Annotated in this window: 20 protein-coding genes; 12 read left to right on the forward strand and 8 right to left on the reverse strand. The window is 43.9% G+C overall.

The features are described 5' to 3' along the window. The first annotated feature begins 5 nt into the window (after nucleotides 1-5). A complete protein-coding gene (gene xseB / locus BUB99_RS01950; RefSeq protein ID WP_073118962.1) occupies nucleotides 6-203 on the forward strand; it encodes an exodeoxyribonuclease VII small subunit in 198 nt (65 codons plus the stop codon). 52 nt (nucleotides 204-255) lie between these two features. Here the strand turns inward: xseB and BUB99_RS20345 are convergent, their stop codons facing one another. From BUB99_RS20345 to BUB99_RS01960, 3 genes are all read right to left on the reverse strand, one after another. After that, on the reverse strand, nucleotides 256-432 hold the full coding sequence (locus BUB99_RS20345; RefSeq protein WP_158584048.1) for a hypothetical protein: 177 nt from the start codon (nucleotides 430-432) through the stop codon (nucleotides 256-258). Nucleotides 433-572: 140 nt separating this feature from the next. Continuing rightward, nucleotides 573-1,235 (reverse strand): response regulator transcription factor, encoded by a 663-nt coding sequence (locus BUB99_RS01955; RefSeq protein WP_073118964.1) that lies wholly within the window; start codon nucleotides 1,233-1,235, stop codon nucleotides 573-575. Next, nucleotides 1,198-2,829 (reverse strand): PAS domain-containing protein, encoded by a 1,632-nt coding sequence (locus tag BUB99_RS01960; protein WP_073118966.1) that lies wholly within the window; start codon nucleotides 2,827-2,829, stop codon nucleotides 1,198-1,200. The genes BUB99_RS01955 and BUB99_RS01960 overlap by 38 nt, the downstream gene beginning before the upstream one ends. An 855-nt stretch (nucleotides 2,830-3,684) precedes the next feature. Here BUB99_RS01960 and BUB99_RS01965 point away from each other — a divergent pair. Next, nucleotides 3,685-4,554, forward strand: a complete 870-nt coding sequence (locus tag BUB99_RS01965) for a hypothetical protein (protein WP_139280857.1) — start codon at nucleotides 3,685-3,687, stop codon at nucleotides 4,552-4,554. Between the two features lie 6 nt (nucleotides 4,555-4,560). After that, nucleotides 4,561-5,625 carry a S41 family peptidase gene (locus tag BUB99_RS01970; protein ID WP_073118970.1) on the forward strand — a complete coding sequence of 355 codons (1,065 nt, stop codon included), beginning with the start codon at nucleotides 4,561-4,563 and terminating at the stop codon, nucleotides 5,623-5,625. A gap of 49 nt (nucleotides 5,626-5,674) precedes the next feature. Here the strand turns inward: BUB99_RS01970 and BUB99_RS01975 are convergent, their stop codons facing one another. Next, nucleotides 5,675-6,268 carry a DNA-3-methyladenine glycosylase gene (locus tag BUB99_RS01975; protein ID WP_073118971.1) on the reverse strand — a complete coding sequence of 198 codons (594 nt, stop codon included), beginning with the start codon at nucleotides 6,266-6,268 and terminating at the stop codon, nucleotides 5,675-5,677. Nucleotides 6,269-6,340: 72 nt separating this feature from the next. Here BUB99_RS01975 and BUB99_RS01980 point away from each other — a divergent pair, with 72 nt between their 5' ends. The 7 genes from BUB99_RS01980 to BUB99_RS02010 all read left to right on the forward strand — a co-directional run bounded on the left by BUB99_RS01980 (nucleotide 6,341) and on the right by BUB99_RS02010 (nucleotide 15,728). Further along, nucleotides 6,341-7,219 (forward strand): DUF2911 domain-containing protein, encoded by an 879-nt coding sequence (locus BUB99_RS01980; protein WP_073118973.1) that lies wholly within the window; start codon nucleotides 6,341-6,343, stop codon nucleotides 7,217-7,219. Nucleotides 7,220-7,331: 112 nt separating this feature from the next. Then, nucleotides 7,332-8,420 (forward strand): ARMT1-like domain-containing protein, encoded by a 1,089-nt coding sequence (locus BUB99_RS01985; protein WP_073118975.1) that lies wholly within the window; start codon nucleotides 7,332-7,334, stop codon nucleotides 8,418-8,420. Between the two features lie 90 nt (nucleotides 8,421-8,510). Continuing rightward, complete coding sequence (locus BUB99_RS01990; protein WP_317041704.1) at nucleotides 8,511-8,732, forward strand: GIY-YIG nuclease family protein; 222 nt, start codon at nucleotides 8,511-8,513, stop codon at nucleotides 8,730-8,732. 299 nt (nucleotides 8,733-9,031) lie between these two features. Beyond that, nucleotides 9,032-9,838 carry a serine O-acetyltransferase gene (locus BUB99_RS01995; protein WP_084190292.1) on the forward strand — a complete coding sequence of 269 codons (807 nt, stop codon included), beginning with the start codon at nucleotides 9,032-9,034 and terminating at the stop codon, nucleotides 9,836-9,838. A 67-nt stretch (nucleotides 9,839-9,905) separates the two neighbouring features. Continuing rightward, nucleotides 9,906-10,799 carry a cysteine synthase CysM gene (gene cysM, locus BUB99_RS02000; RefSeq protein ID WP_073118977.1) on the forward strand — a complete coding sequence of 298 codons (894 nt, stop codon included), beginning with the start codon at nucleotides 9,906-9,908 and terminating at the stop codon, nucleotides 10,797-10,799. A 2-nt stretch (nucleotides 10,800-10,801) separates the two neighbouring features. Beyond that, complete coding sequence (gene ygiD, locus BUB99_RS02005; RefSeq protein WP_073118979.1) at nucleotides 10,802-11,614, forward strand: 4,5-DOPA-extradiol-dioxygenase; 813 nt, start codon at nucleotides 10,802-10,804, stop codon at nucleotides 11,612-11,614. A 286-nt stretch (nucleotides 11,615-11,900) separates the two neighbouring features. After that, on the forward strand, nucleotides 11,901-15,728 hold the full coding sequence (locus BUB99_RS02010; RefSeq protein ID WP_170863713.1) for a two-component regulator propeller domain-containing protein: 3,828 nt from the start codon (nucleotides 11,901-11,903) through the stop codon (nucleotides 15,726-15,728). 56 nt (nucleotides 15,729-15,784) lie between these two features. Here BUB99_RS02010 and BUB99_RS02015 read toward each other — a convergent pair whose 3' ends face one another. After that, entirely contained in the window at nucleotides 15,785-16,318 is a 534-nt protein-coding gene (locus BUB99_RS02015; RefSeq protein ID WP_073118984.1) for a hypothetical protein, read from the reverse strand. 343 nt (nucleotides 16,319-16,661) lie between these two features. Further along, nucleotides 16,662-17,117 (reverse strand): DUF417 family protein, encoded by a 456-nt coding sequence (locus BUB99_RS02020; protein WP_073118986.1) that lies wholly within the window; start codon nucleotides 17,115-17,117, stop codon nucleotides 16,662-16,664. Nucleotides 17,118-17,228: 111 nt separating this feature from the next. Here BUB99_RS02020 and BUB99_RS02025 point away from each other — a divergent pair, with 111 nt between their 5' ends. Continuing rightward, on the forward strand, nucleotides 17,229-17,906 hold the full coding sequence (locus BUB99_RS02025) for a LytR/AlgR family response regulator transcription factor (protein WP_073118988.1): 678 nt from the start codon (nucleotides 17,229-17,231) through the stop codon (nucleotides 17,904-17,906). On the opposite strand, the gene BUB99_RS02030 is transcribed toward BUB99_RS02025, so the two are convergent. Further along, entirely contained in the window at nucleotides 17,890-20,541 is a 2,652-nt protein-coding gene (locus BUB99_RS02030) for an ATP-binding protein (protein ID WP_073118990.1), read from the reverse strand. The two genes, BUB99_RS02025 and BUB99_RS02030, sit on opposite strands and share 17 nt — an antisense overlap. A gap of 19 nt (nucleotides 20,542-20,560) precedes the next feature. Beyond that, on the reverse strand, nucleotides 20,561-23,530 hold the full coding sequence (locus BUB99_RS02035; protein ID WP_084190293.1) for a triple tyrosine motif-containing protein: 2,970 nt from the start codon (nucleotides 23,528-23,530) through the stop codon (nucleotides 20,561-20,563). A 210-nt stretch (nucleotides 23,531-23,740) separates the two neighbouring features. Here BUB99_RS02035 and BUB99_RS02040 point away from each other — a divergent pair, with 210 nt between their 5' ends. Further along, a complete protein-coding gene (locus BUB99_RS02040) occupies nucleotides 23,741-26,548 on the forward strand; it encodes a carbohydrate-binding protein (RefSeq protein ID WP_084190294.1) in 2,808 nt (935 codons plus the stop codon). Nucleotides 26,549-26,557 lie beyond the last annotated feature (9 nt).

Here is a 26,557-nt window from a genome sequence, read left to right on the forward strand (position 1 = left end):
ACATCATGGCAAAGAAGAAACTGAGTTCCTACAACGAGGCATACGAAGAATTGCAAACCATCTCCGCCAAACTGGAATCGGGAGAAGCAGATATAGATCAACTCACTGTCCTAGTCAAACGCGCCAAGGAACTCGTAAAGTTCTGTCAGGACAAGTTGCGGGCGACAGAAAGTGAGCTGTCTGAGACCGAAAAGTCTTCATAAGAAAACATTAAAACAAAAGAGGTCAGATAATCTGACCTCTTTTGTTTTAATGTTATGCTGAAAGCAGGGCTGATTTGAATAAGTAGTCCACGACCCACTCGTTTAATTCTCTTTGCCCTTCTGTGTCCAGAGACTTCATAGCTTTTCTATATTCCTTGTCAAAAAGCTCCTGACTGAAACTTACTCGATCTAATATCAACTTGTAATAATTCAAATAAGACTGGTTCATTGTTTCTTTAGTTTAACGCTGCTTGTTTGCGAGCGCAAGAAATAAAGAAACAACAAGTTTTAACTTTTCACCGAGTTAAGGTTTTGTAAAACCTCTTGTCCCTGATAAACTTAAGTTAACCTAGCCATCACGCGACAGTATCATAGATCATCGAAAAGGTCCCGCTCCATCGCATAGATCACCAGACCTGCCACATTTTTGCATCCTGTCTTTTCGAGCAGGTTACGCTTATGAGCATCTACGGTACGCATTCCTATAAATAACTCATCGGATATTTCTGCATTCGAGTACTCCTTACATATTAGGTGCAACACTTCCTTTTCACGGGAGGTCAGTGGGATCTCTCGGGTCAGTCGCTTTTTGGGATCAGGCTTAGCCGCAGTATCTCGTACGATGATGTCTGTCACTTCTTGTGCATAGTAGATATTTCCATCCATGACGCGCGTAATAGCGGTATTCAGTTCATCCTCTGTACAGTTCTTGAGTAGATAACCATTGGCACCAGCTCGCATCATTTGTTTGATATGGTGATTTTCGTTGAGCATGGTTAGGGCTATGATTTTGACCTTTTCATCTTTAGATCGGATCTGGGTTGTCATTTCTATCCCATTGAGCACAGGCATGGCGATATCCGCGATGATGAGATCAGGGTGGTATTGCTGCTGTTTCTCGACGGCATCCTGACCATCGTCAGATTCTGCCACGATCTCATAGGTATCATTGTATTCAAGGAAGGTTTTGATCCCTTCTCTTATCATTTTATGATCATCGACCAATAAGATCCTTAATTTCGGTTCGGTCATCTTGATTTTCGGTTTGGTATGGTACTTCTACTAATATATGTGTGCCCTTGCCCACAGCACTGTCTACTTCTAACTTGCCTCCCAGAGCAGTCGCTCTATTGGACATATTGTTAAGACCAAAGCCTTTGGCAGGGTCGAGTACATCACTTTCAAATCCTATGCCATTGTCATCAATAGTTAGAATAAGCATACTCTGGTGTCTCATGAGCTGAATAGTCGCTTCCTTAGCCTGGGCATACTTCATAATATTGGTGATCGCTTCTTGTGTGATACGATAGAGGCACAGCGCCACGTCCTCAGGTAGACCATCGCTACCTAGGTTATGTTGGAAATCAAATTTTGTACTCGTCGTAGGTCTAATATTATCTATCATCGCAGCAACAGCCGCCACATAACCATAATCTTGAATCGTCTTTGGCATCAGTTTATGACTCAGACTGCGAGTTTCAGCGATCGCTTCATTTACAGAACCAGAAGCTGACTCTATATATGCCTGCGCCTTAGGATTCATAAGTTTACGCTTGGCATGCTGGAGATTAAGATGGGCAGTAGTCAGTATCTGCTGTAGGTTGTCATGTATTTCTCTAGAGAAATAACGTCGTTCTCTATCCTCGGTCGCCAGTGTAGCGGCCATGACTTTCTCATGACTTTCGACTCGATCAGTGATGTCTATGATACACCCCTCGAGTGAGGCTTCTCCATGACTATTCTCTTGCACTGTCCCTTGTTCCCAGAGCCATTTTGTTTTACCCTGCAAATCAACAATTCTGTAGTTGACCTTATAGGATGATCCCTTCTTTAATTGACGGTTGATTTCCATCCATATAAAATCCCTATCGTTAGGATGAATCAATTCAGCAAAGGATCTTTTAAATTCTGGTGCCAAAAACTGACTCGCCTCATATCCCGTCAACTCCTCTACATAGGGACTGATATATACCATCGTCCAAGACTGATCCATGGCACACCGAAATACGACACCCGGTATATTATGCACCAAAGACTGGTAGCGTCTATTGGTTTCGACGATTTGCTGAGATTGTTGGACGATGTCCTGTTCCAGAGAGTTTCTATAGATGATTTTGGTAAGGATGGAGCCAATAGCACAGGCAAAAGACTGTAAAACAGACAAGGTAGCCTCACCCCAGTCGCGCTCCTCTTCCATAGAGTTTAAACTCAAAGTCCCCCACAGATTCTCTCGAACAAAAATCGGAAAAACCACCCCTGATTTACCTCCTGTCAATTCTAAGTGACGGCTGATCTCTAGATCCGCAGTACTCTTTTTGAATGCATAAGACTTACCAGCCTTGAGCAGTTCAAATATCTGAGCAAATGCTGCTAGAGGTTTATTCGTGTTTTGCGCTAAGCGTTTTTGGCTATAGACTTTCATCCAATGATGTTTGACAGACAAAACCATCTCCTTGCCTGGTGTCAGGCTTACCTCTGCGACAAAAACATCTCCATCGAATGCTTGCCCAATATGCTGCAAAGAGCGATCTAGTGCTTCTTCGAAATTTTGATTGATGATCAATTCGTTGATCGCTTTGGAAACTCCTATCAGTACGCAATCATTGTATTCTCGAGCTGTCTGCATGATCTATGGACTTTAATTATTGAAATTAACACAAAAAACTAGGCAAGGAAATAGAATACGGCAGTTTCCGCAAAAAGAAAAAGGGAAGCCATATATGGTATATGGACTTCCCTTCAAATCAATTTGTTTCGTTCAAGAAACAAATCAGCTATAAACGTAGAACCTCATTGCATAAAAAAGACCAGAGGACAAAAGGCAAGCCTCCTATCACTCTGGTCAAAACCAACCTAACCTATCTTTAAGTTTTCTCACTGCTGACTCTCGCTCTTGGGTTATAGTTGATAAAAGAGTCTTAAGACAGTAGATGATTCTAAAAACTGAGGAGCCTCCTTCTGCACTTATCCGCCTTCACTGACTCCTCAATAACAAAAACCAACCTATGATCTTTGGTACAAACCAACCCATACGAGTCGGCTAAAATCTAATCCAATCCGTAGTACTGACTATAGCTGGCCTAGATTCTGTATCCTTGTTAGGGATTTAAAAAATAAGGGGCACTTCTACTACGACCAACTTCACTACCCCTTCCTATTCCAAAAACCTAACCTATATTTTCAATGCCATCTCGATGATGACTCGTGTATCTCTTTTGATTACAATGCAAAGATGCGACCAGATACACTCCCAGATAAGCGTAAAATGCCTACTTTGTCAAAATAGGTGAAATGCCTAAGTGTAGATGAGGACAGGAATAGCAGTGTGTTTTGAAACAGAATATCACCGATATCTTACAGGTGACAAATATTTAAGAGGGTTTAAATCAAATCACATACAAAGGGATAAACCAACAAAATTAAGTTTATTTACACTTGTGATGATGTCACTTTCACTTAAACAAATCACGTGATTCCACCTATGAAAAATCACATATACTTATGGGTATGTCTCATTACTGTAACCTTTTCCCACTTCTCCGCTGTGGGTCAAAGCGCGAGAAAAATCGCCAACAAGGCTAGACCCTCCTATTTAGAAATTGGGCTTGGGCTTGATTACTCTACATACAGAGATTTCGCTACATCACCTCTCGTGTACCGTGGGCTTGCCCAAAACATTTCTCTCCATTACCAAAGAATGGATAAAGTACGTGAGACAAGGTTTGGAGGAGACTATTACCATAGCAACACTTACGCTTCGTTGGTCAAAAATGAAGTAGCTGTCGCAGCAGTCACAACTTTGACCTTCAATTTCTCGAAACTCTATCAGATCAAAAGCATCTCATCTGATAAATGGAGCTACAAAGCAGGAGGAATGGCTCTTTTCACAGGCAACCTTAGAGCCAACCCTACCCTTCAAAATGCTACCTACGGCTATGAGATATTTTTCAACCTATTGGGCTCTGCCAAAATAACGAGAGACCTTTCTAGACAAACAGAAAAAAGTAGAAAATTCCTCTTCATCAAGTACAAACTAAAACCCCGAGACAAAAACCTGTCATTCCAGTTGAATGTAGGCTTGCTCAATCACAATATCAGAAATGGTTATACTTACATCAACCAAGAGAGCTTGTTGAATAGTGGAAATTTCCTCTTTGCAGATTATGAAATCAATTCCTTCTCTGGTTTTAGAATGAGTTCTGCTTTAGAATACACACATTTCCTCGCCAATAAAAATGCACTGAAGTTCTCATACGTCTGGGACGCATATACGACGGGTGGGGAAGAAAATCAGTTCGAAGCGTCCCACCATAACCTGAAAATCGCACTCCTATTCGGTCTAAAAAAATAATCAAGAATGAAACATACACTATTGGTATTCATCGGCACACTAGCGCTGAGTGCTTGTGAGCAAATATTCTTTGAGGATGTACTCTCCGAAGAGGATCCCTATGTACAGTTTGACTACCTCTGGAATGAAGTGGACAAGCGGTATTCATTCTTTGAGGTTAAAAACATAGACTGGGATGATTCATACGACAGGCATCATGCGATGATTTATGATGAGATATCAGATGACTCATTGTTTCAGGTGATGGGCAGTATGATGTCTGAGCTCAAAGACGATCACACCAACTTATTTTCTAGCACTAATGTATCTTTTTTTGGTGTCCGGTATCATAAAGTGGACAACTACGAGTCCCGAATCGTCATCGATCATTATATAGGCAGTGACTACCATTCGTCTGGACCATTCCAGCACGACTTTATCAATGCGGACAAAGTACCTGCTGGAAAATCAATAGGTTACATCCGGTTTGGTTCTTTTACAGGCACTGTCAGTGCGGTCAATTTGAATTATATAATGAACCGATACAAAAGCACAGATGGTTTGATTCTCGACCTTAGAGAGAACGGTGGCGGGGCAGTACGTGATGTATTCAAAATCCTAGCCCGGTTTATAGATGAAGAAACAGTGGTTTACAAATCCAGAATCAGAAATGGCAAAGACCATGACGACTTCTCTGCTTTTGAAGAAGCCGTCGCTGAGCCATACACAGGACCTAAATACACCAACAAACCTGTGGTTTTCCTCGTCGATCGTGGCACCTACAGTGCAGGATCATTCACTTCGCTATCTACCAAAGCTATCCCTAACGTCACGCTCATGGGCGATAGTACTGGTGGTGGACTAGGCATGCCTAACGGCGGCCAACTCCCTAACGGATGGAACTACAGGTTCTCTGTCACACAAGCAGTCACTGTAGATCAAGCGGATAGATTCGATGCTGGACTGGAAGATGAAATAAACCAAGAGAACTTTGAATCAGGTGTACCTCCAGACGTATATGTACTCCTAGACTGGACTGATCTGACCAGAGATGAAATCCTAGATCGTGCCATTTTCGAAATCACTAACTAAGATAAAATATTTACAAAAAAGGGTGGGTCAACTCGTAGGTGGGTCACCCCTATTTTTTGCTTACCCAATCGTTGTTACAGATATAAAAACGCCAAGGCAGCAAAGCATCTTCTCCTGCATAGTCTACACCCACTCTAGTAGATGCTACTATACTAGTACCGACTATATCGGGAGCATCCTCAATCCATATATCGTTTTCACCTGTCAGTCGCGCAGTGTTCATCTCCATGGTTATCCCCATAGCCTTGGATAATTTCCCCGGACCATTAGATGTCTTAGTTTTGGGGTGTCGATCAGACCAATCTCCATCCAGTGGCTCTACCGCTCTGATCAAAACAGCATCCGCCTTTCCCGCTACATTCGTCACGACATTGAACAAGTGATGGATTCCATAGCATAGGTACACATAAGCGCACCCTCCCTCTCTATACATGACCTCCGTCCGTGGCGTACGTTTACCATTGCTCGCATGACAGGCCTTATCATCATATCCACGATAGGCCTCCGTCTCTACTATCTTGCCTTTTCTGGCCGCTCCATTTTGCCTCGTAACAAGGGTCTTTCCGAGTAATTCTTTGGCTATTTGCACTACATCATCACGGAGATAAAAAGATTTGGGTAGAAGGAAATCGTTGTTTGTCATATTTAGTGAACCAGTCGGGCATTATCCCGTATATTCGATCAGTAATTTAAAACAATCAAATAAAGGTTTACCATGAAAAAAATGAAACTCATTACGCTAGCAATCGCTGGATTATTATTTATCGGAGCACAAACCACAATGGCTCAGATCGTTACTCCACAACCTAGCCCTGCAGGATCTGTTAGCTCCACAGTTGGCTTGACGGATATCGAAATCAGCTACTTCAGACCACAGATGAAAGGCAGAAAAATATTTGGAGAAGGTGCTGACTACCTTTTACCCTACGGTCAAAGATGGAGAGCAGGGGCTAACTCTGGCACCATCATTACATTTAGCAGTGATGTACAAGTAGCAGGCACCAATGTACCAGCAGGTGAGTACATCTTATTTTTAGCGCCTGGTGCTAAAGAATGGGAAGTAATCCTATATTCAGACAAATCTATCGGTGCGAATGTAGGCGGAATCGAAGATGACAAGATCGTCGTAAAAGCTTCTATAGCTGCTACAAAACTTACTGAAACAGTAAAGACCTTGACCTACCAAATCACGGACCTAGGAGCTGATAGCCAAACGGCTAACATCCAAATGTCATGGGAAAACACAGCGTTGAATATCCCAGTAGCAGTATCGTTCGACGAGCAAGTAATGGCTGCTATCTCTAAAAACACAGTAGTTGATCCAGCTAACTTGATGACCGCTGCTCGTTACTACCTTAGCACAGGCAAAGACCTAGATCAAGCCTTGACTTGGGCCAACACATACTTGGAGACAGGAGAAAACAGCAAGCAATTTTGGAATGTCCATGTAAAGGCTCAAATCCTAGCAAAAAAAGGTGACAAGAAAGGTGCCATCAAAACGGCAAAGCAGTCTCTCGAACTAGCAAAAGCATCTCCCAATGGTGATTTTGGATACGTCAAAAGAAACGAAGCGCTTATTGCTTCTCTGAAGTAACATAAAACGCTAAATCAAAAAGGTCATCACTTCTATATCATTTGAAGTGATGACCTTTTTTTGTGCATAGTCACGAGCACCTTTTCCTTACAATACTATCTATCTTTGCGTCATGCTAAGTGACTATCCTCAGATCCCCATCGACCCGCACACCTTTGCTGGTATGACCTTTCGTGTTCGTTATCCTAAAATCCTGAACGACGTGCTCGCCAGCAATCTTTATCCGGACACCCTCTCTCAACGGCTCGAAAAACTCAAAACCTCTCTAGAGACGCTAACCATTACCCGTATTCACGAGCACAATCCACTCTGGGAGACATTCTATCAGCAGTACGAAGGACAGTTGCTGCCCTCCCTTCCCTTCTTCGATGCAGAGGTATATTTGTTTGCCTATATCCTGCATTTGGTAGACTATGACTCCTTGGGTATCGATCCTTTTTCACAGATCAAAGCACAAGACCTCAATCAAAACGTAGCAGCATTAGCCCCTAACCTATTGGCATCCCAGACCTGGGATACACAGGATTTTGTACTGCACAGCCTACACGGCAACAAGTCCGATCTTAGTCAGTTGAAGTCTGGCTCAGAACTCGACATTAAGCTACTGCTAGACGATAGAGCTGCGCTAGTCCACGACTGTGAGGCAGCCACCCATGTCGATGTGGTATTGGACAATGCTGGCATGGAGCTGTTCAGTGACCTACTGCTCGTCAATCACCTCGTAGAACGATACGGGCATGAAGTCAAACTACACTTCAAATCCGCCCCTATTTTCGTGTCCGATGTGATACGCGAAGACATTGGTGCTTTGCTAGATACCCTACTCGAAAACAAAGCAGGAGCTTTTGCCCAGAGTCTACAAAACAAAATAGACCGACAGCAGATCATCCTGCAGCACCATCCGATATGGACGAGCCCTACGCACTATACCCAACTCCCAGAGGGGCTGATCACCCCCCACGCATTACTCCTATCCAAAGGAGACGCCAACTATCGCCGATTCTTCGAAGACCGCGTCATCCCTCCCACACAGCCTTCCGCTCCACTATGTAGCTACCTGACGCATCCGACCTACTGCATCCGCACGCTCAAGTCCGATATACAGACAGGGCTATCGGCTTCACAGTCGGAACTACTCGACCTCCAAGAACCCGACTGGAAAGTCAGTGGCAAAAATGCCGTGATTCAAATGCTCCATTAAAATCACCGTGCGCCTAACGCAAAGTAAGTGATTGAGTGTCCACTGGTATCAACTGTATTGTATTATTACAGAAGTTGACAGGTTAGACAGGTGAACCACAATTATTTCGTTTATATCACCACCAATCCAAACAAGTCATCTCTATATGTAGGAATGACCAATGATTTGATGATTAGAATAGATCAGCACTATGAGAACCGAGAAAACCAGTCGTCTTTCGCCAAAAGGTACTACTGTCATCGTTTGGTTCATTGGGAGCGGTACCAATATGTAAACCACGCCATCGAAAGAGAAAAAGAAATCAAGAAATGACGCAGAGCCAAAAAGGAAGTTTTGATTGCCACCACCAATCCTAAATGGCGATTCCTCAATGAAGAAATTCAGGAGTGAATTGATGATCCCTACAGATCGTAAAGGCTAGACTCGATTAGATTCCTCCTACGTCGGAATGACAAACGAGGGAGGTTATGAGCTACCACAGAGGTGATAGATACCACGGTAGCTTGTCATTTTCTCAAAAAAAGTAAGGAACTCAAAGCAATAGCATTTTATTTCACAATCGAAACACTAGTTTTGCCTTTACGTTGCAAGGTTTGACACCTAGAGAGAATATGAACAAATCGTTTTTTGACAAAATATCCGCGGCACACAACGTGCCCAAGGCCCTACCGGGCGAGAAGGAAATAGACCAGTTTATCGTCAGATTGCTGCAGTTTCTGTTTCCCGAGCTCAACAACATCCGCTTCAAGACCGAAACAGAAATAGACGCGGAGTACAAAGCCATCCAACAGCTCTTCGAAGACCTCCTCCTCAAAACCGAGGCTTGCGAAAAAAGCTTTGCACTCAGCTCGTGCCAGCTGTTCTTCAGCGAGCTGGAAAACATCTACGACCTGTGTATCGAAGATGCAGAAGCCATCCTCAGCGGTGACCCTGCAGCCATAGACCGCAAGGAAGTGATCCGTACCTACCCTGGATTTTTCGCGATAGCGATCTACCGCATTGCGCACGTGATGCTGGGACTAGACATCCCCTACTTGCCACGGATATTCACCGAATACGCCCATGTGCGTACCTCGATTGACATCCACCCAAAAGCCAAGATCGGACGTAAGTTCTGCATCGATCACGGGACTGGAGTAGTGGTCGGCGAGACCTGTATCATCGGCAGCAATGTCAAGGTATATCAGGGCGTGACCCTAGGTGCCATGAGTGTACGCAAAGAGATGGCGCTCACCAAACGACACCCTACCATCGGTGACAATGTCGTCATCTATGCCGGAGCAACGATCCTCGGCGGTCGTACCGTCATAGGTGCCAACAGCATCATCGGCGGCAATGTCTGGCTGACGAGTAGCGTCGAGCCCAACAGCCGCGTGTACTACGCGCACGAGTCGCAGTTGATCAAAGCCTCGGTATAAATGCAGATCTCGAACCCAACCCGTTTGTGATCTGTTCGTTCAAAACCAATTTAGAAAGCAAAAACTTATGTCAGCTCAAAATATCAGTGATTTAATCGGCAACACACCCCTCGTCAGAGTACTGCTCCCTGAGATCCCCGATCACGTAGAGATCTACGGCAAACTAGAGGGCAACAACCCGGGAGGGAGTGTCAAAGATCGTCCGGCCTTTTTCATGATCAACGAGGCTCTCAAACGCGGCGAAATCACCCGTGAGACCAAACTCGTCGAGGCGACCAGTGGCAACACCGGTATCGCACTGGCCATGGTCGCGGCATCCTTTGACATGGATATCACCCTCGTGATGCCCGAAAACTCCACACAGGAGCGCATCGATACGATGACCGCCTATGGCGCCAAAGTAGTCCTGACCCCAGAAGAAGGAACCATCGAACTCTCTCGTACCATCGCAGACGAAATGGTGGAGAAAGAAGGATACGTCATGCTCAACCAGTTCGCCAATGACGACAACTACCATGCCCACTACAACACGACAGGGCCCGAAATATGGAAAGACACCGAAGGAAAAGTGACTCACTTTGTCTCCAGCATGGGCACGACGGGTACCATCATGGGCAACTCCATGTACCTCAAGGAGCAAAACAAGGACATTCAGATCATAGGCGTACAGCCACAGGAAGGCGACAGTATCCCGGGCATCCGCAAATGGTCTCCGGAGTTTCTCCCAGAGATTTATGACGATGCACGTGTCGACGAGATTCTCTACGTGAGCAAAGAACAAGCAGTCATCATGACCAAGCGTCTGGCCAAAGAAACGGGCATACTCGCAGGTATGAGTAGCGGTGGTGCGATGCACTCTGCCGTAGCACTCGCCAAAACCCTCACCGAGCCTGCTACGATCGTCTCGATCATCTGTGACCGTGGCGATCGCTATTTGAGTTCTGGACTGTTCTCGGACTAAGGATGAACCTCCAATCCTTCGATAGCCTTGCTTCAGGATTTGCTAGTACGGAGCGAATGCCTGTACTCTTCGTCGGGCATGGCAACCCCATGAACGCCATCCTAGAGAATGAAACCACCGCCAACTGGCGAAAGATGGCCGAGGGCATACAGCCCAAAGCCATCCTCTGCATCTCCGCCCACTGGCAGACACGCGGCACCTTGGTGACCATGGCTCCCAAACCACAGACTATCCATGATTTCGGGGGATTCCCAAAGGAGCTATTCGAGGTGCAGTACCCCGCTCCTGGAGCCCCAGAGGCAGCTCACCTGCTCATTCAGCAAGTCAAAACGCATACCGTAGAGGAGGATCACGAATGGGGTCTCGATCACGGTACCTGGTCCGTGCTCGTCAAGATGTTTCCAAAGGCAGACGTCCCTGTATTTCAGCTCAGTCTGGATCACCACATGTCGCCAGCCGCTCACTATGCCCTAGGCGAGGAATTGAAAGCGCTACGACACAAAGGCATCCTGATCGTAGGGAGCGGCAACAGCATTCATAATTTGCGTCAAGCCAGATGGAACTCAGATCAACCCTACGACTGGGCGCTAGCATTTGACTCGCGCATCAAAAGCATGATCGAAAACCAAGACCATCAGTCTTTGATCCACTATGCCAATCTTGGCACAGAAGCGCTACTATCCATCCCTACCAACGAGCATTACCTCCCCATGCTCTATACCTTGGCGCTACGAGATGCACAGGATCAGTTGACATTCTTCAACGAAACCATCGAGATGAGTGCCATTGGCATGCGATCCTTTGTCTTGGCATAATCACGCGATGGACTCACTATGAAGCGTACACTTCCCATTCCTCTCAAAATATTCTAGAGCCAACCCTTGGTGGTACCGATCATCTTCTCTATTTTCGAAAACATTCTTAGACTGGAGATATAATCCAAACAGTCATCGAATATTCCACCCACTATCCCAAAACTAATTTAGATTTCATTGTAGTATTGATTTCCAACACGATATGGGTCAATAGTATCGAGACTAAACAGATTGTTTAGTAACTATTGTCTAAATTAAAAGCAGTATAGACTACAACATGGGAAAAATGATGCATGAAAGATGGTTTGGCCTAAGCATAAAGCTGACGCTTATTTTACTTCTCGCAGTACTCTCCGTGAGTGCGCAGCAACACAACGAGTACAAATTCCGAAACATTGGCGGTCTGTCCGACAACAACGTCACGGCAATCTTTGAAGACCATCAGGGCTATATCTGGATCGGAACACGAAATGGACTCAACCGGTACAACGGTCTCAAATATGACTTATTTGAACCCATCAAAAACGATAGCCTAAGCCTCAAACACCCCTACATCAACTACATTGATGAGACCAGTGATGGTGACCTGTGGATTGCTCATGGAGGAGGTGTCAGTCGCTACAACAGAGCGCATCACAACTTCACTAACTTCACTCCTGACCCTAACGATCCCTACAGTATTTCTAATTGGTATGCTTCACACGTGTTTTGTGATTCGAAAGACCAAGTATGGGTAGCCAACAATGGTATAGACGTACTAGATGCCAAAACCAACAAACTAATAGGTCGTCACCTAGATGGTGAAGACATTCAATTCATTTTTGAAGATTCAAAAAACAGGATGTGGTTTGTAGGTGCCAATGCATTCATGATGAATACAGATGGAAAAATCCAGGAAGTCATACATGACGAAATCAACCTCAACATCAAAAGTGCAAGCGAAGATATCTACGGTAACATTTGGCTCGGCAGCTGGGCCAAAGGGCTTTACAAGCTTACCGATTCAGGAAACAACTTTACCACCAAGCATTACACACCAAAACCAGACGAAAATTCCCTACACCTGATTCGAATATTGGATATCATGAGTGACAAAGAGGGCAACCTCTGGATAGGAATGGAAAACGGTGGTCTAGACATCCTTGATATCCAGTCAGAGCAGTTTACCCATCTCAAGCCTGACCCATCCAATGCATCAAGCATTCACTCGAACTCCATTTGGTCCATCATACAAGACAGCAATGAACGTGTGTGGATAGGTAGTTTTGACAAAGGTTTGGATTTAATGGACCCCTATCAAAAAGCATTTACTAAAGTGATCGATGACAAAAGCACATTGACCAAAAGTACCGTCAACACCTTTGCCGAAGATTCAAAAGGCAACCTATGGATAGGCGCGGATGGCTATGGCATGGATTACTTTGATATCTCGACTAACACATTGACTCATTTCGAACATGACCCGAATGATCCGAATAGCCTACCTAATAATGCCATCCTGAAGCTAATAGTAGATGACTATGACAATGTCCTCATTGGTACATGGGCTGGAGGCTTAACCTACTATGATACAAAAAAGAAGAAATTCACCACCTACCTCAACAACCCGATTGACTCACAGTCAATAAGCGGTGACAATATATTTTCATTAATCAAAGATAATCTGCACCCAGACCACTTTTGGATTGGCACATGGGGTACTGGATTAGACTACTTCAACCTATCCACTGGTACTTTTAAACACTTTACTTCTCAGGATGAGACTGCCACAAATATTAGTAGATACATCCGTGCCATGCAAACCGATTCTAATGGCAATTTATGGTTAGGTACGAGCAACGGTGTTCACTATCTTGTTTTGGATCGCTCCCAAAGCTCCTATACCTCCACAGGCTATATCAATAACCCTGAAGACCCGAATAGTTTAAGTGAAAATGCGGTTTCAAATATCCTACTCACTAAAGAAGGAAAACTTTGGGTAGGTACAGAGAATCGAGGCATTAACCTTTTCATTCCAGAAAGTGGTTCTTTTAGAATCTTTGATAAAGAAAGTGGTCTCCCGAGCAATGCCATCAAATCTATGGAAGTAGACAGGGAAGGCAATCTATGGATCAGTTCTGGCAATGGCCTAACAAAAACTACGCTCATCGGTCAAGGCGAAGAAGCAAAAATTCAAATGAGTTCCTACGACAAAGGAGACGGTCTTCAGGGCAACTTCTTTAATATGGGAGCCTCTATCACAACCTCATGGGGCGAGATGTTTTTTGGAGGTAGCGATGGGTTCAACCGCTTCTATCCAGACCAAATTAAGAAAAACCCAATTATACCAGAAGTTACCTTCACAGACTTTAAGGTATTCAACAAATCTGTCGTACCATCGGATGAAGACGGAGCAATATTGAATAAAAACATTTCCGAAGCAGAAGAGATCCATCTCGACTATACACACAACATCTTCTCTATTGAGTTTATCGCACTCAACTACACCCGCCCTGAAAAAAACAGCTACGCCTACCTTATGGAAGGCATAGACGAAGACTGGAACTACATAGACAACCAAACCTCAGCGACTTACACTACCCTACCTGCAGGCACCTACACCTTTCATGTCAAAGCCTCTAATAACGACAAGGTATGGAACGAAGAAGGTACCTCGGTCATCATTACCGTCACTCCTCCATGGTGGGAAACCCTATGGTTTAGACTGCTTGTGATCGTATCCATCGCTGCAGGGATAACCTATTATGTGAGATATAAAAAACAACAAACCAAACTTCAGAAAGCAGAACTACAGGCCAAGTTAGACGAGGCAGTAGCTGAGGTAAAAAATCGAAATGCAGGCCTAAGAGCGCAAAACGAAAACCTAAACAGCTCTATAGACGATACGAACTATGTGATTCGTGAGGCAGTAGAGTCGGGTAACTTCAGTGCTCGCATTGACACAAGTAGCAAAGAAGGACAATGGAGAGATTTCAGTGAGTCGATCAACAACCTGTTTGATGTAGTGGCCTCTCCTATCAACGCCATCAATGCCATCGCACAATCCATGGCAGATGGAGACCTAGCCAAACGACTAGACGAAGATGCCAAAGGAGAAATCCTCAGTTTGACCAAGAATTTTAACCTAGCCCTAAATAATCTCAACGACCTCCTACATCAGATCACCCAAAGTGCCAACATGATTGAGTTATCCTCATCAGAAATGCTCAGTTCTAGTGAAGAGATGACGCGAAACACCGAAGAGATCGCCTCTGCCATCTCTCAAATGAGTAATGGGGCTCAGACTCAAGTATCCAAGGTCGATGAGTCATCCACTATCGTAGAAAGCATACGTTTAGCAGCAGATGCTATGGCTGAAAAGTCGGAAAGCATCAACAAAGTAGCCTACGAAGGAAACAAGAGAAGTGAGAAGGGTAAAATCATGGTAGACAATGTGTCTGAAAGCATGTCTGAAATTTCTGACTATTCTAGTCAGACCAATCAATCCATGAATGTACTCAAGGAGCGATCCGTTGAGATTCATCGTGTATTAGGGGTGATTTCCAACATCGCCAATCAAACCAACCTTCTTGCCCTCAATGCAGCGATAGAAGCAGCACAAGCTGGAGATGCAGGCAGAGGCTTTGCCGTAGTAGCTGATGAAATTCGAAAACTAGCAGAGAGCTCTAAATCATCTACCAAAGAAATCGAAAAGCTAATCGATGATGTTCAAAATGATACCATCCAAGCGGCAAACCTGATGGATATCATGAGCGGGAGTGTCAAAAAAGGTGTTACTGCCTCTAAAGAAGTCTCTATCGTTTTTCAAGATATCAGTCAAGCCTCTAACGAGACCTTGAGTTATTCGGAGGAAATATTGAAAGCTACCAAAGAGCAGACGGACAACATCAACCAGATCGTGCAAACCATAGAAAATGTGGTCGTGATCGCAGAGCAAACAGCTGCTGGAACCGAGGAAGTCGCGGCAAGTGCCAATGAACTTGTCTCTGGGATGACCAACTACAACGACAAATCCCACAAACTCAGTGAAATAGCTAAACTTTTACGATCTGAGGTCAGTAAATTCCTACTCAAAGATCGAAACAACAACGAAACGGACAATATAGAATCATGAGGCAATGATTAACGCAACAGGTCTACTGTGTGTGCTGAGTAGACCTGTTGCGTTAATCATTGAGGCTTAAAGCCATCCACCATCGACTGTACAACCTTAGGTGTCAACTCAAACAAGATATGCGATACCAAAGGTATATCTGAATAATAGCAGGAAAAATCATAGTCAGAAGGACGTAGATCATCCTCTATGGTCTGCAATGGAAACTGAAACCATTGTAATCCTATATGACGCAAAAATGCCTCTCCGTTCGTTTCATCAAATAAGCCTGCTAAATAGAAATCATGCCTATCAGCTGTCAATTGGACTACATCCTTGTAAGACATCCCCAGCCAAGTCACAGTTTCATGGATATCTCGCATATACTCCTGAATAACCCTTAACGCTACCTCTTCACTATAGTGTTCCTGTACTTTAGCCCCTAGTAACAACCCTAGGTAGATACGTAACTCACAGATCACACGAGACCGCAAGGCTACAGGAATAGGTCTTTTCTCAAACACATCGTTTAGATACAGCTGAGTTTGTTCTTCAAACAAACCTTTCCATTCCGTACCCTTCGTCTCAATACTTATTGTTTCGTTCAACATAAGTCTTTCCTTAATTTTTCTCTACTCATAACCCAACAAAAACGTCATTATTATCATGCGCTCTTGATGGTTTTTTTCAACTTCACTAGTTCAGGTCGACTGCTACCCTGCAAAACTAACAGCTATTAAACTGCTATCAATCGGTTAATTGCCGATTTATCGATATAGGCATTCCTCCTAAAAGCATGATGCTTTACACTAAAGACTGAAAGACAAGAGACAAATATGAAGAACGTCAATGGTTTTAAGAATGTAAAAAAATTTGGCTTAATAGCCTCTCAGGTGTCAGCAGCAAACTACACTGACACCTGAAAAAACACTACTAGCACTATTAATATGACGCTTATCTATTTACTTTCTTTGCGTATATCACGAGCGCAGCAGCGATAATGATGACATTCTTCATGATATACTGACCGACGATACTAAAACCGAAAGGAGGACGATCAAAAACCACTTCAGGAAATAAAACCACCGGAGACAATGTCCCCAACATATGAAGAAGAAGTGCCAATACCACCCACTTGGACTGGATACGGCACAGAAGCAGTAGCCCCATGAGCACTTCGATACTCGCCAAGCCCCAGAGCAATCCTTGTTTATCCAATAGATGAAAGGTCAATATATCCATGGTATCAGCAGCGAGTACCTCTGCAGGGCTCAAACCTGAAGGAAATTTCAATGCACCGAACCATACATACACCAACCCTATCGACGACTCCAGCAGCATCATACCATAGCGCTCGGACAAGTCCGATAGTCTTAAATCAATTTGGTTAGATAGTTCTTTTACCGACATAGTTTTAATTTTCTTATCCAATTATACTTTCTTTATCTTCTGATAAAATCAGGAAAGGATGAAACAAAGGGTTTGCTGGATGAACCCACTTATTTAATTGACCAAGGAAGTATGCGTTGTTTAATAGTAGATGATGATCCGTTGATCTGTGACTTGTTGCAGCATTTCTGTTCCAAAACGGATGACATTACGCATATCACCACGACCAACAGCGGTTTTGAGTCCGTCAACCTAATTTCACAAAACAGTTTTGATCTAGTTTTGCTCGACTATGATCTACCTGATATGACGGGCAAAGAAATCCTCCAACTGATCAACCCCGCCACAGCTGTAGTAATGATCACCTCCAACAAAGATTTTGCCTCCGAGTCTTATGACTATGATCAGGTTGTAGATTACCTAGTCAAACCCATCGAGTTTACCCGCTTTTTCAAGGCTATCCAAAAAGTCAAAAAGCACCAAACACCCGCAACATCAGATTCGCAACTATTCATCAAAGACGGCAATAAACTCATCAAAGTAGATATGACAGAGGTTCGTTATATCAAATCTGCTGGCAACTATGCAGAACTCCATTTAGGACATAAAAAAATCATGACACTCATGACCCTAAAAGAGATGGAGCAAAAACTCCCTAATTTCTTTCAGCGGGTACACCGATCATGCATTGTCAACATCAAGCATATCGACTCCATCGCTCACAACGACATCCATGTCGGAGGTGAAGAAATCGCCATCAGTAGCAGTTACGAAAAGGATCTCATGAATAAAATCAGTTTACTGAGTTAGTCAGCAACTCGACACGGTAACAGCACAGATAATAGCGTAGGTGATTGACCACCAATGCAAGTCTCTCGTCTGACATCTCCACTACTGACATCAACATCGCCTCTGATAACCCGCTAAGGTTCTGTTTTTTGACATGCGTCACGAGCTTATGATGTATGGCTTCCCACCCTTTTTGATTCTGGGTACGGTAAGCTTCCGTGATTCGCAGGATGTAGGTTTCAAACTCTTGAGTGAGTAGTGTCAAAAAACGATCGATCAACACTGGCTCATTATCATACTGAGCATAACTAGAAGCCAACTCTGGCAGGCCGTATATTGTCTCACCTAAGCGGGTATACACCATATCTAGTAGCTGGTCAAGATCGATGGGTTTCTGTATTGCCCACGGACTCAAACACATCATTCGCTCCATTTCAAAAGCTGACAACAAGACGACAGGCGTGTCAGGGTACTGCTGCCTCAGCTGGGCTATATCATCATCCAAAGCATGACTACCCAGCATCATATCACTAAGTACCAAGGCCGGATGAGATGCTTTCATTTCCTCCAGTGCACTCGCTATACTAGTGACCTGTACTACTGATAGGTCTGGCCTGTCTAGTGCAGATTTGACCAGTAGCAAGGCTGACTCATCATCTTCTAGATGCAGTACCGTATAAACTCCATCCAACTGTGGTAGCATAGACACAACGAGTTCTTCAGATGAAACTGAACTGTCACTCTCTACCTGTGACATAGGGATTAGCACCTCGAAAGTAGAACCTTCTCCTAATTCAGACCGTACCCGCAATTCCCCTCCAAACAAATCCAGCAGATGCTTGACGATGGACAGTCCCAAACCAAAGCCCTCGCTACGTTGCGTTCCTACCCCATCCTCTCGGTAAAACCTATCCTGAATACGCTTCAAATTCTCTAACTGTATACCTACCCCACTATCCGAAACAGCGACCTTAAGTGCCCCATCCGTATATTCTGCTACCAAGCGAACAGATCCCTCTTCGGTGTATTTAATTGCATTGACCACCAGATTGGTCACGATCTGCTTGATCCGCAGTGAATCAGTCATATAATATTGCCCATGCAGTGATTCGTCAACCATCAGTTCAAAAGCAAGCTTTTTATTGAGTGCATCATATTGATAACTAGCATAGATATCATCCAGTATCTCAGCAATATTCTGTGAACTCATTTTGACAGACACCTTACCCTCCATGAGTTTTTGGTGATCCAAAACATCATACATCAGATCTGACAGATTAGAAGCACTCCGTCTAAGTGAATCCACAATCGGTTCTTGCTCGGGACGAGGATTGTTCTTTTTTAGTAATTGGGACAGACCCAAAATCGCATTGAGAGGAGTCCGGAGCTCATGACTCATGTTTTGCAAAAACTCATCTCGCGCAGTGATCGCTTGCTTTTCGCTTTCCAAAGCCATTTTCAGTTCCTGAACTTGTCGATCTATTCTTTCTCTCATCTGACCAAAAGAACGGGCCAGTACACCTATTTCATCCTTCCTCGTTTCGGGTAAAAGTATACGAGTCGATCTGGACAACCCCACTCGCTCATAACCAGTGATGGCAGCAGTCACCTCTCCTATTCGGCGAGTCAGCAATCGCATCAACAAGACAAAGAACAACAATAACACCACACATATACCACACAAAATCTGGAGCGAATGCGTCCGTACCAAATGTGCACTAGCAAAAAGATCTGCACGCTCCATGAGTGTAATCAAATAAATTTCCTGACCTCTGGCATAGGCCAATTTTTCCACATTGTATAGATAACTCACCCCCTCTTTATCTCTCATGAAAGAAAAATCAGGTGCCGCAGCAATCAAATGCCAAGTATTGAGATTAAAATCATTTCGAAGCGAATGTCCAGTCCCTAATTGCTCGCCAAAACACTTGCCCTTCTCTGGTGCAAAAAGGTATTCGTCCTGTCGGTTCGTAATGAGCAGCTGAGTCCCTGTAGCCATCAGTCCTTCGAGTTTATGATAGTAGCTGGTCAGGTCTACATTGATCACGAGCAACGCCTGTAGCTCTCCCATATCGTTATATATTTTTCCCACAGCTCTAAGTGTCGGCGTATGTGGCACGCTAACTACTCCAAACTCTTCATTGAGATTGATCTCTGAGAAGTAATACTGCCCCCTACCTGTACTCATGGCTCCTTGATAATAACTCGTTCGTCCCTTGTACTGTAGCAAACTATCTGCTATCTGCTGAGCCAGTTTACCAGATTTATCATAACGTATAATTTCTTTGCCATCATTTTCCACATCGAGTAATCTGACCTGAAAGTAATTCGATTTGTTGGTCAGTAGCACGTGAAAGAGCTGCTGGATATTCTCTAAATTCGTTTGACTAGGTACTTCAATATAGCTACTGACTAAGGGGTTCTCTGTCATGACTGCTATATCATTTGAAACAACCCTTAACAGGTCATAAAAATTTTCCTTGGCCAGAGTAGAAGTGTGCTGAATTCGCTCCTGATTATGTGACACGATTACTTTGGAGGCTTCTTGATAGAGAAAGTAACCCGACACGAAAATCGCCAAAATAGTCAAGCCCATAAAGACTAACCCTACCCTGCTAACGAGCGAATTCCAGAAAGGTACTTTGATTTGTTTCATCTATCGGCTAGGTCATTTCTCAATCCTTGAAGTACTCCTCTTCTGCGCTCTCCAGCTCACTACTCTCAGAGGTAGATAATTTCTCTAAGAACTCTACCATGTTGATTTCCTTCTCCAAACTCAGGTTTTTTCTGAGGCGATACCGAGCGGTCTCCACGCCACGCACGGATATATTGAGAATAGCAGCAATTTCCTTGTTAGTAAGGTTCATCCGCACAAAACCGCATAGGCGTATCTCCTTTTGCGACAAGTTAGGGTAGTTGTTTTTAAGCTCTTTGAAAAAATCCTGATGCACGCGCTCAAAATTGGTATCGAATACGTTGAGATGCTCTTCATCTTGGAGATTGAGGTTGATCTTTCGGGTGAGGGAACGAATGATTTCTTTGTTACTCGCAATTTTGATCTTACCCCGGAGTTCTTTGAGTTCCTCTGCCATCTCGGTGAGAAGTTCCCGTTTTTTAAGCAGTAAAATTGTATAATTGGCGAGTTCCTTACTCTTATAGATCAAATCCTCTTCGAGTAGCTTTTTATCATTCTCTACGAGTACCATTTCCTTCTCCAACTTGATATTCGCTATCTCCAGTTCGAGCGCCGCTTTCATTTTTTTGGCTTCATGTCGGGTTCTTTGCAGTTTTCGTCTCACTACCCCACGCACCAGTACCGCCGCAATCAACGCCAAAACCATGAATATAAGCCGTGCCCAGGTCGTCTGATACCACAACGGCAATATCTCAAAAACAAACTGTGCCTCTTTTGCCTTTTCCCCGAGCGGGGTGCGAGATTGAACTCTAAATTTATACTTCCCTGATTTCAGATAGCTATACTCTTTAGTCGATCCAGTAGTCCATTCTGACCAGTTTTTATCCATCTGCTCTAACCGATACCGGTATTGCACATCCTTTTGCGCACTGAACTGAGACGTGGCATAGGAGATCAATAGTGTACTCGTACTATTGGGTAAATGCAGGATATCACCCGCACCATTCGGCAAAGGACAATACACCAAACTATCCGTATCGTCCTTGTATATGATCTGGGTGAAGTGTGTAGCTCCCACAATAGGAGTACTCACGCCCCCTAGATCAAAAGAGAACATACCGTCATTCGTCCCGACCAGAACCTGATTTTGTTCAAGAGGCATGATATACTCCATGCTCTTCATATAACTCCCCTTTAGGGACAAGAAAAGATCCATGTGCAGGGTCGGTGATTTTTCATCGTTCATGAAATATCCCATTTGATCATCCTGGACAAACCACGTCTTGTCCCCCTCCTTAAAGACCTTCCGAATCAATCGCTCTTTGGTCAAAGTTTTGGTTAAGAATTCGTGAGACACAAACTTGTTTTGCTTGTCATTGTAAACAAACACGCCTTCTACTGTAGTAAAAACCGTGTCCTCCCCCCAAATATGAACATTGTTGTTGTAAACCGACGGTAGACCATTTTGATCTGTGTATTTTTCTAAAGAGACTGTTCGCTGATAGCCATCATCTATTTTAATCTTGTAAACACCCTGATAACCATGACACACCCAATAGGTATTAGGTGCATTCGTTGGAAGAATATCTCTACCCGAAATTTCAAACCCTTCTACTTTATTCCTAAATACGAAGTGCCCTGTAGCAGTATACTCCATGACATACAAGCCATCATAGGCGCATGCTAGATACAGGTTTTCTTTGCCATTCACAGGAATAACACGCCATATGCCCTTGGTCCCTTCGACATGGTAGAGCGACTGACCATCAGAGACCAAGACTCCCCGATCATGACTAATCAGCAACTGATTTTCATAGACATGCAGCGACCAAGCCTGTGCTTCCATATCATCCTCGAGCTTAAAATCTCGATGTATCAGCGTCTGATCATCTTTGGTGAGTCCAGCAGAGTAAACCCCTTGATTGGTGGCGATATAGAATTTCTCTTTGTACATGGTGGCATCATAGACCGCTGCATCATCAAATATCTTAGAGATGGGTGACGAAATCTCTATACAATCTATTCCTGAGTTGAGTAATGCCCAGATATTACCATCTCTGGTTTGAAACAAGTCTAAAACCGTCTGATCCTGTAGATTGTCAAAAGAAATCATTTTCGAATCATCCACATGATAATCATAGGACTTTACCATACTATTAATCGTCCCAATATAGTACTGTCCTTCGGTAGACTTAATTGCACAAAAAACTTGATCACTAGACCCATTCTCAAAATAACTCTTATGATGTACAGCAGTACCTTCTTGAATATCGATCAGGTAAGAATTACCCTCTCTCGTATAGGCTATCAGTTGATTAGCCTGCCACCCTGGTAGCAAACCACTAATCTCCTCTGCTTTAAACTGATTAGCCTCTACCAGATTTTCCATCTCCATGGACTTCAGAGACACTCGTTTGATTCCCCATGCATCCACAGCATACAGTCTATCGTTGACCACACTGATCTGCTCGAAACGACCCTCGGCGGGCAAGGTTACCGCTTGCTTTTCCTTGATTGCTATGATCCGTTTGAAACTCCTAAAAACGATAAAGTCATTGTTTTCAGTAACCTGCCATATATCATCAAAACTCTGATCTTCTTTTCTGAGTACATGAGTTAGAGATTCGTATCGGTATCGACCATATCGATCCTGATCGATCCTACCGATCTCGTTGTACCCACCGACATAGACATAACCATCTGAGGCATAATATAAACCACGCACTGTCGAACCGTTGGGCAGTTTAACCAGTGTCCAGTCTTCGCCATCATAGATCACCATACCGTCATTGTTACCAAAATAAAGCACACCATCAGCATCCTCCGCCATACACCAAAACTGCGAATCTGAAGAAAAATCAGTTTTGCCATAATGTATCACCCGAGACTTCCCTTTGATGAGCCATTTTTTAGCAGCAGTATCCTCACGATCGGCCCACTGTGTGTCTGCATGCAACGGAATAACATGCAAAACGAATAACAAAAAACAACCTATCGCCCTAATAATCATTCAAACCAATTTTAACCTAAACTACTGACTCACTGAATCATAACTATAAATGAAGTACTAATAAAGTAGTGCATCCGACGGTATGATGTATTTTTTATGTGGTTGACATTGCCAATGTAATTCATATCACAACATACATTTGAATCTGTCAAGTGATTTAATCGCTTTGGCAACATAATTATTACAAAGTAATTAGAAAATATCCGAATTATGAAAGACTTCTACTCGCAAGGCAATACGTCATGCACCAACCCTAATGTGCAAATTCAAAACACCCATTCCTTTCGATTTACCCTCCTCCTCTTACTATTGGCATTTTGCTATACAAGCAGTACTGCACAATACCTAAAAGCAGATGGCAAACGTATCGTAGATGAGAATGACCAAGAAATCATACTCAGAGGTATAGGGCTAGGCGGATGGATGCTCCAAGAAGGGTACATGCTACGAACTAGTGGTGCACAGCACGAGATAGAAGCCAAAATCACTGATCTAGTTGGTGAAGATAAAAAAGAGGTATTCTACGATGCATGGCTTCAAAACCACTGTACCAAAAGGGATATTGACTCCATGGCATCATGGGGCTACAACTCTGTGAGATTGCCTATGCATTACAAACTTTTCACTCCACCGATCGAAGAAGAACCTGTGGCAGGACAAATCACCTGGAACGAAAAAGGTTTTGACATGGTCGATGACCTAGTTTCTTGGGTCAAAGCCAACGACATGTACTTGATCTTAGATCTACACGCGGCTCCTGGTGGACAAGGCGAAAACGCTGACATCAGTGATTACGACCCTAGCAAACCCTCCCTATGGGAAAGTACAGCCAACCAAGACAAGATGGTAGCCCTGTGGAAAAAACTAGCAGAACGCTATGCCGATGAACCGAACATAGGAGCCTATGACATCATCAACGAACCCAACTGGGGATTTGAAAACCATGAATCAGACCTAAACGGCTGTGCAGAGAGCAAAAATACCGCCCTTTGGAATATACAAAAAAGAGTCACAGAGGCCATCAGAGAGGTGGATCAAAACCACATGATCATCATAGAAGGCAACTGCTGGGGAAATAACTACAATGGTCTCCCCACACTATGGGACAACAACCTTGCGATCAGTTTTCACAAATACTGGAATGGCAATGATCAAGGCTCCATCCAAGGCATGCTCAACATGCGAAACAACCGCAATGCTCCAATCTGGCTTGGCGAAACTGGCGAAAATTCTAATGCATGGTTTACTGATGCCATAGATCTATTCGAAACCAACGACATGGGCTGGTCATGGTGGCCACTCAAGAAAATGGGAGGCAATAACCCACTACAAGTAGAAGTAAAACAAGGCTACCAAGACATCCTCAACTATTGGTCTGGCAGTGCAGGCAAACCGTCAGAAGAAGGTGCCTACGCATCGCTCATGGAGCTAGCCGAAGGGCTCAAAGTAGAAAACAATGTCTACCACCCTGATGTAGTAGATGCCATGATTCGCCAACCTCATAGTGACGAAACGATACCATTCAAGGACAACTCCTTATCAAAAACTGCAGCGACAAGAATCTATGCCGTAGACTATGATCTAGGCCGAGAAGGATTTGCCTACCACGATGCAGAGTACACGAACGAAACAGGCAATGCCGGAGGTCTAACATGGAACCAAGGCTATGCCTATCGAAACGACGGAGTAGACATACAAGAGAGCCAAGACAGCGAGTCTAACGGGTACAACATTGGTTGGACAGAAGATGGCGAGTGGCTAGTGTATACATTAGATGTAGACTCTAGTGGTGTTTACCAAATCGACCTTCGTTACGCCTCTGGATCTGACAACAGTGCATTCAGTATTCACATCGATGACAGCAACCAAACAGGCACGGTATCACTACCCAATTCTGGTGGATATACGGTATGGGACGTCTATAGCACAGATGATGTCGTACTCTATGAAGGGACACAAAAACTAAAATTGATGATAGAAAAAGGAGGCTTCAATTTGAGCTACCTTGAATTCACTTTAAAAAAAAAGTTAAGTGACGTCTTATGCCAAGCTAAATCTGGCTACACCTCTGAGAACGGAGACCTTATATACCTATCGGTAAACAAAACGGTAGACGCATCTACAATCAGCGATGCGTCTGCCTTTACTCTACAGGCAGGAGAAACAGCGATTACGCCTACAGCAGTCATGATAGACTCAGACAATAACCGTCAACTCGTGTTAGAAGTAAATGGCAACTTCAACGATGCTACCACCCTTAGCCTAGACTATACTGGAGATGACATACTAGCTACAGATGGAACCAGCCTGTCAACATTCGAAGCGCTCCACATCACCAACAACCTGCCCCTACATATTCTACTCCCTGCCAAAATAGAAGCCGAAGACTACTACTACAACAATGGACTAGAACATGAGACGACCACCGATACAGGCGGTGGCGAGAACCTAGGCTACACCAACACAGGTGACTATCTAGACTACCACATCGCAGTATCTGCTACAGACACCTACAGAGTAGAAGCACGAATAGCCAGTGGAGGCAGTGCAGGCAAGTTGGCTTTCGAGCAGCTCGACGATTCAGGTCAAGTACTAAACAGTGAAACCATCGACGTACCTGTCACAGGTGACTGGCAGACATGGCAAACCATCAGTCTCAAAATGACACTAAATGAAGGTCGTGGCACACTACGTATCAAAGTCATCCAACCAGAATTCAACATGAACTGGTTCAATTTCTCAGCATACGTACTATCTACAGAAGCTAACCTAGATCAGAACCCAGTCTTGATCTACCCCAACCCTAGCCAAGACACCTTGCACATTAGATGGAACGGTTTTGACAAAATCGCTTCCCTCAAAATCGTAAACATAAATGGTAGCGTAGTGCTAGAACAGAAAAAAATGAAAGTAGAAGAGTTCGAAGCATTCGATATCAGCACACTAAAATCTGGACACTACATACTAGAAATCAAGTCTGGAAAAGAAATCAGAAGAGAAAAATTCATTAAAAACTAGGTATCAATT

This window comes from Reichenbachiella agariperforans (genome assembly GCF_900142205.1).
Classification (GTDB): Bacteria; Bacteroidota; Bacteroidia; order Cytophagales; family Cyclobacteriaceae; genus Reichenbachiella; species Reichenbachiella agariperforans.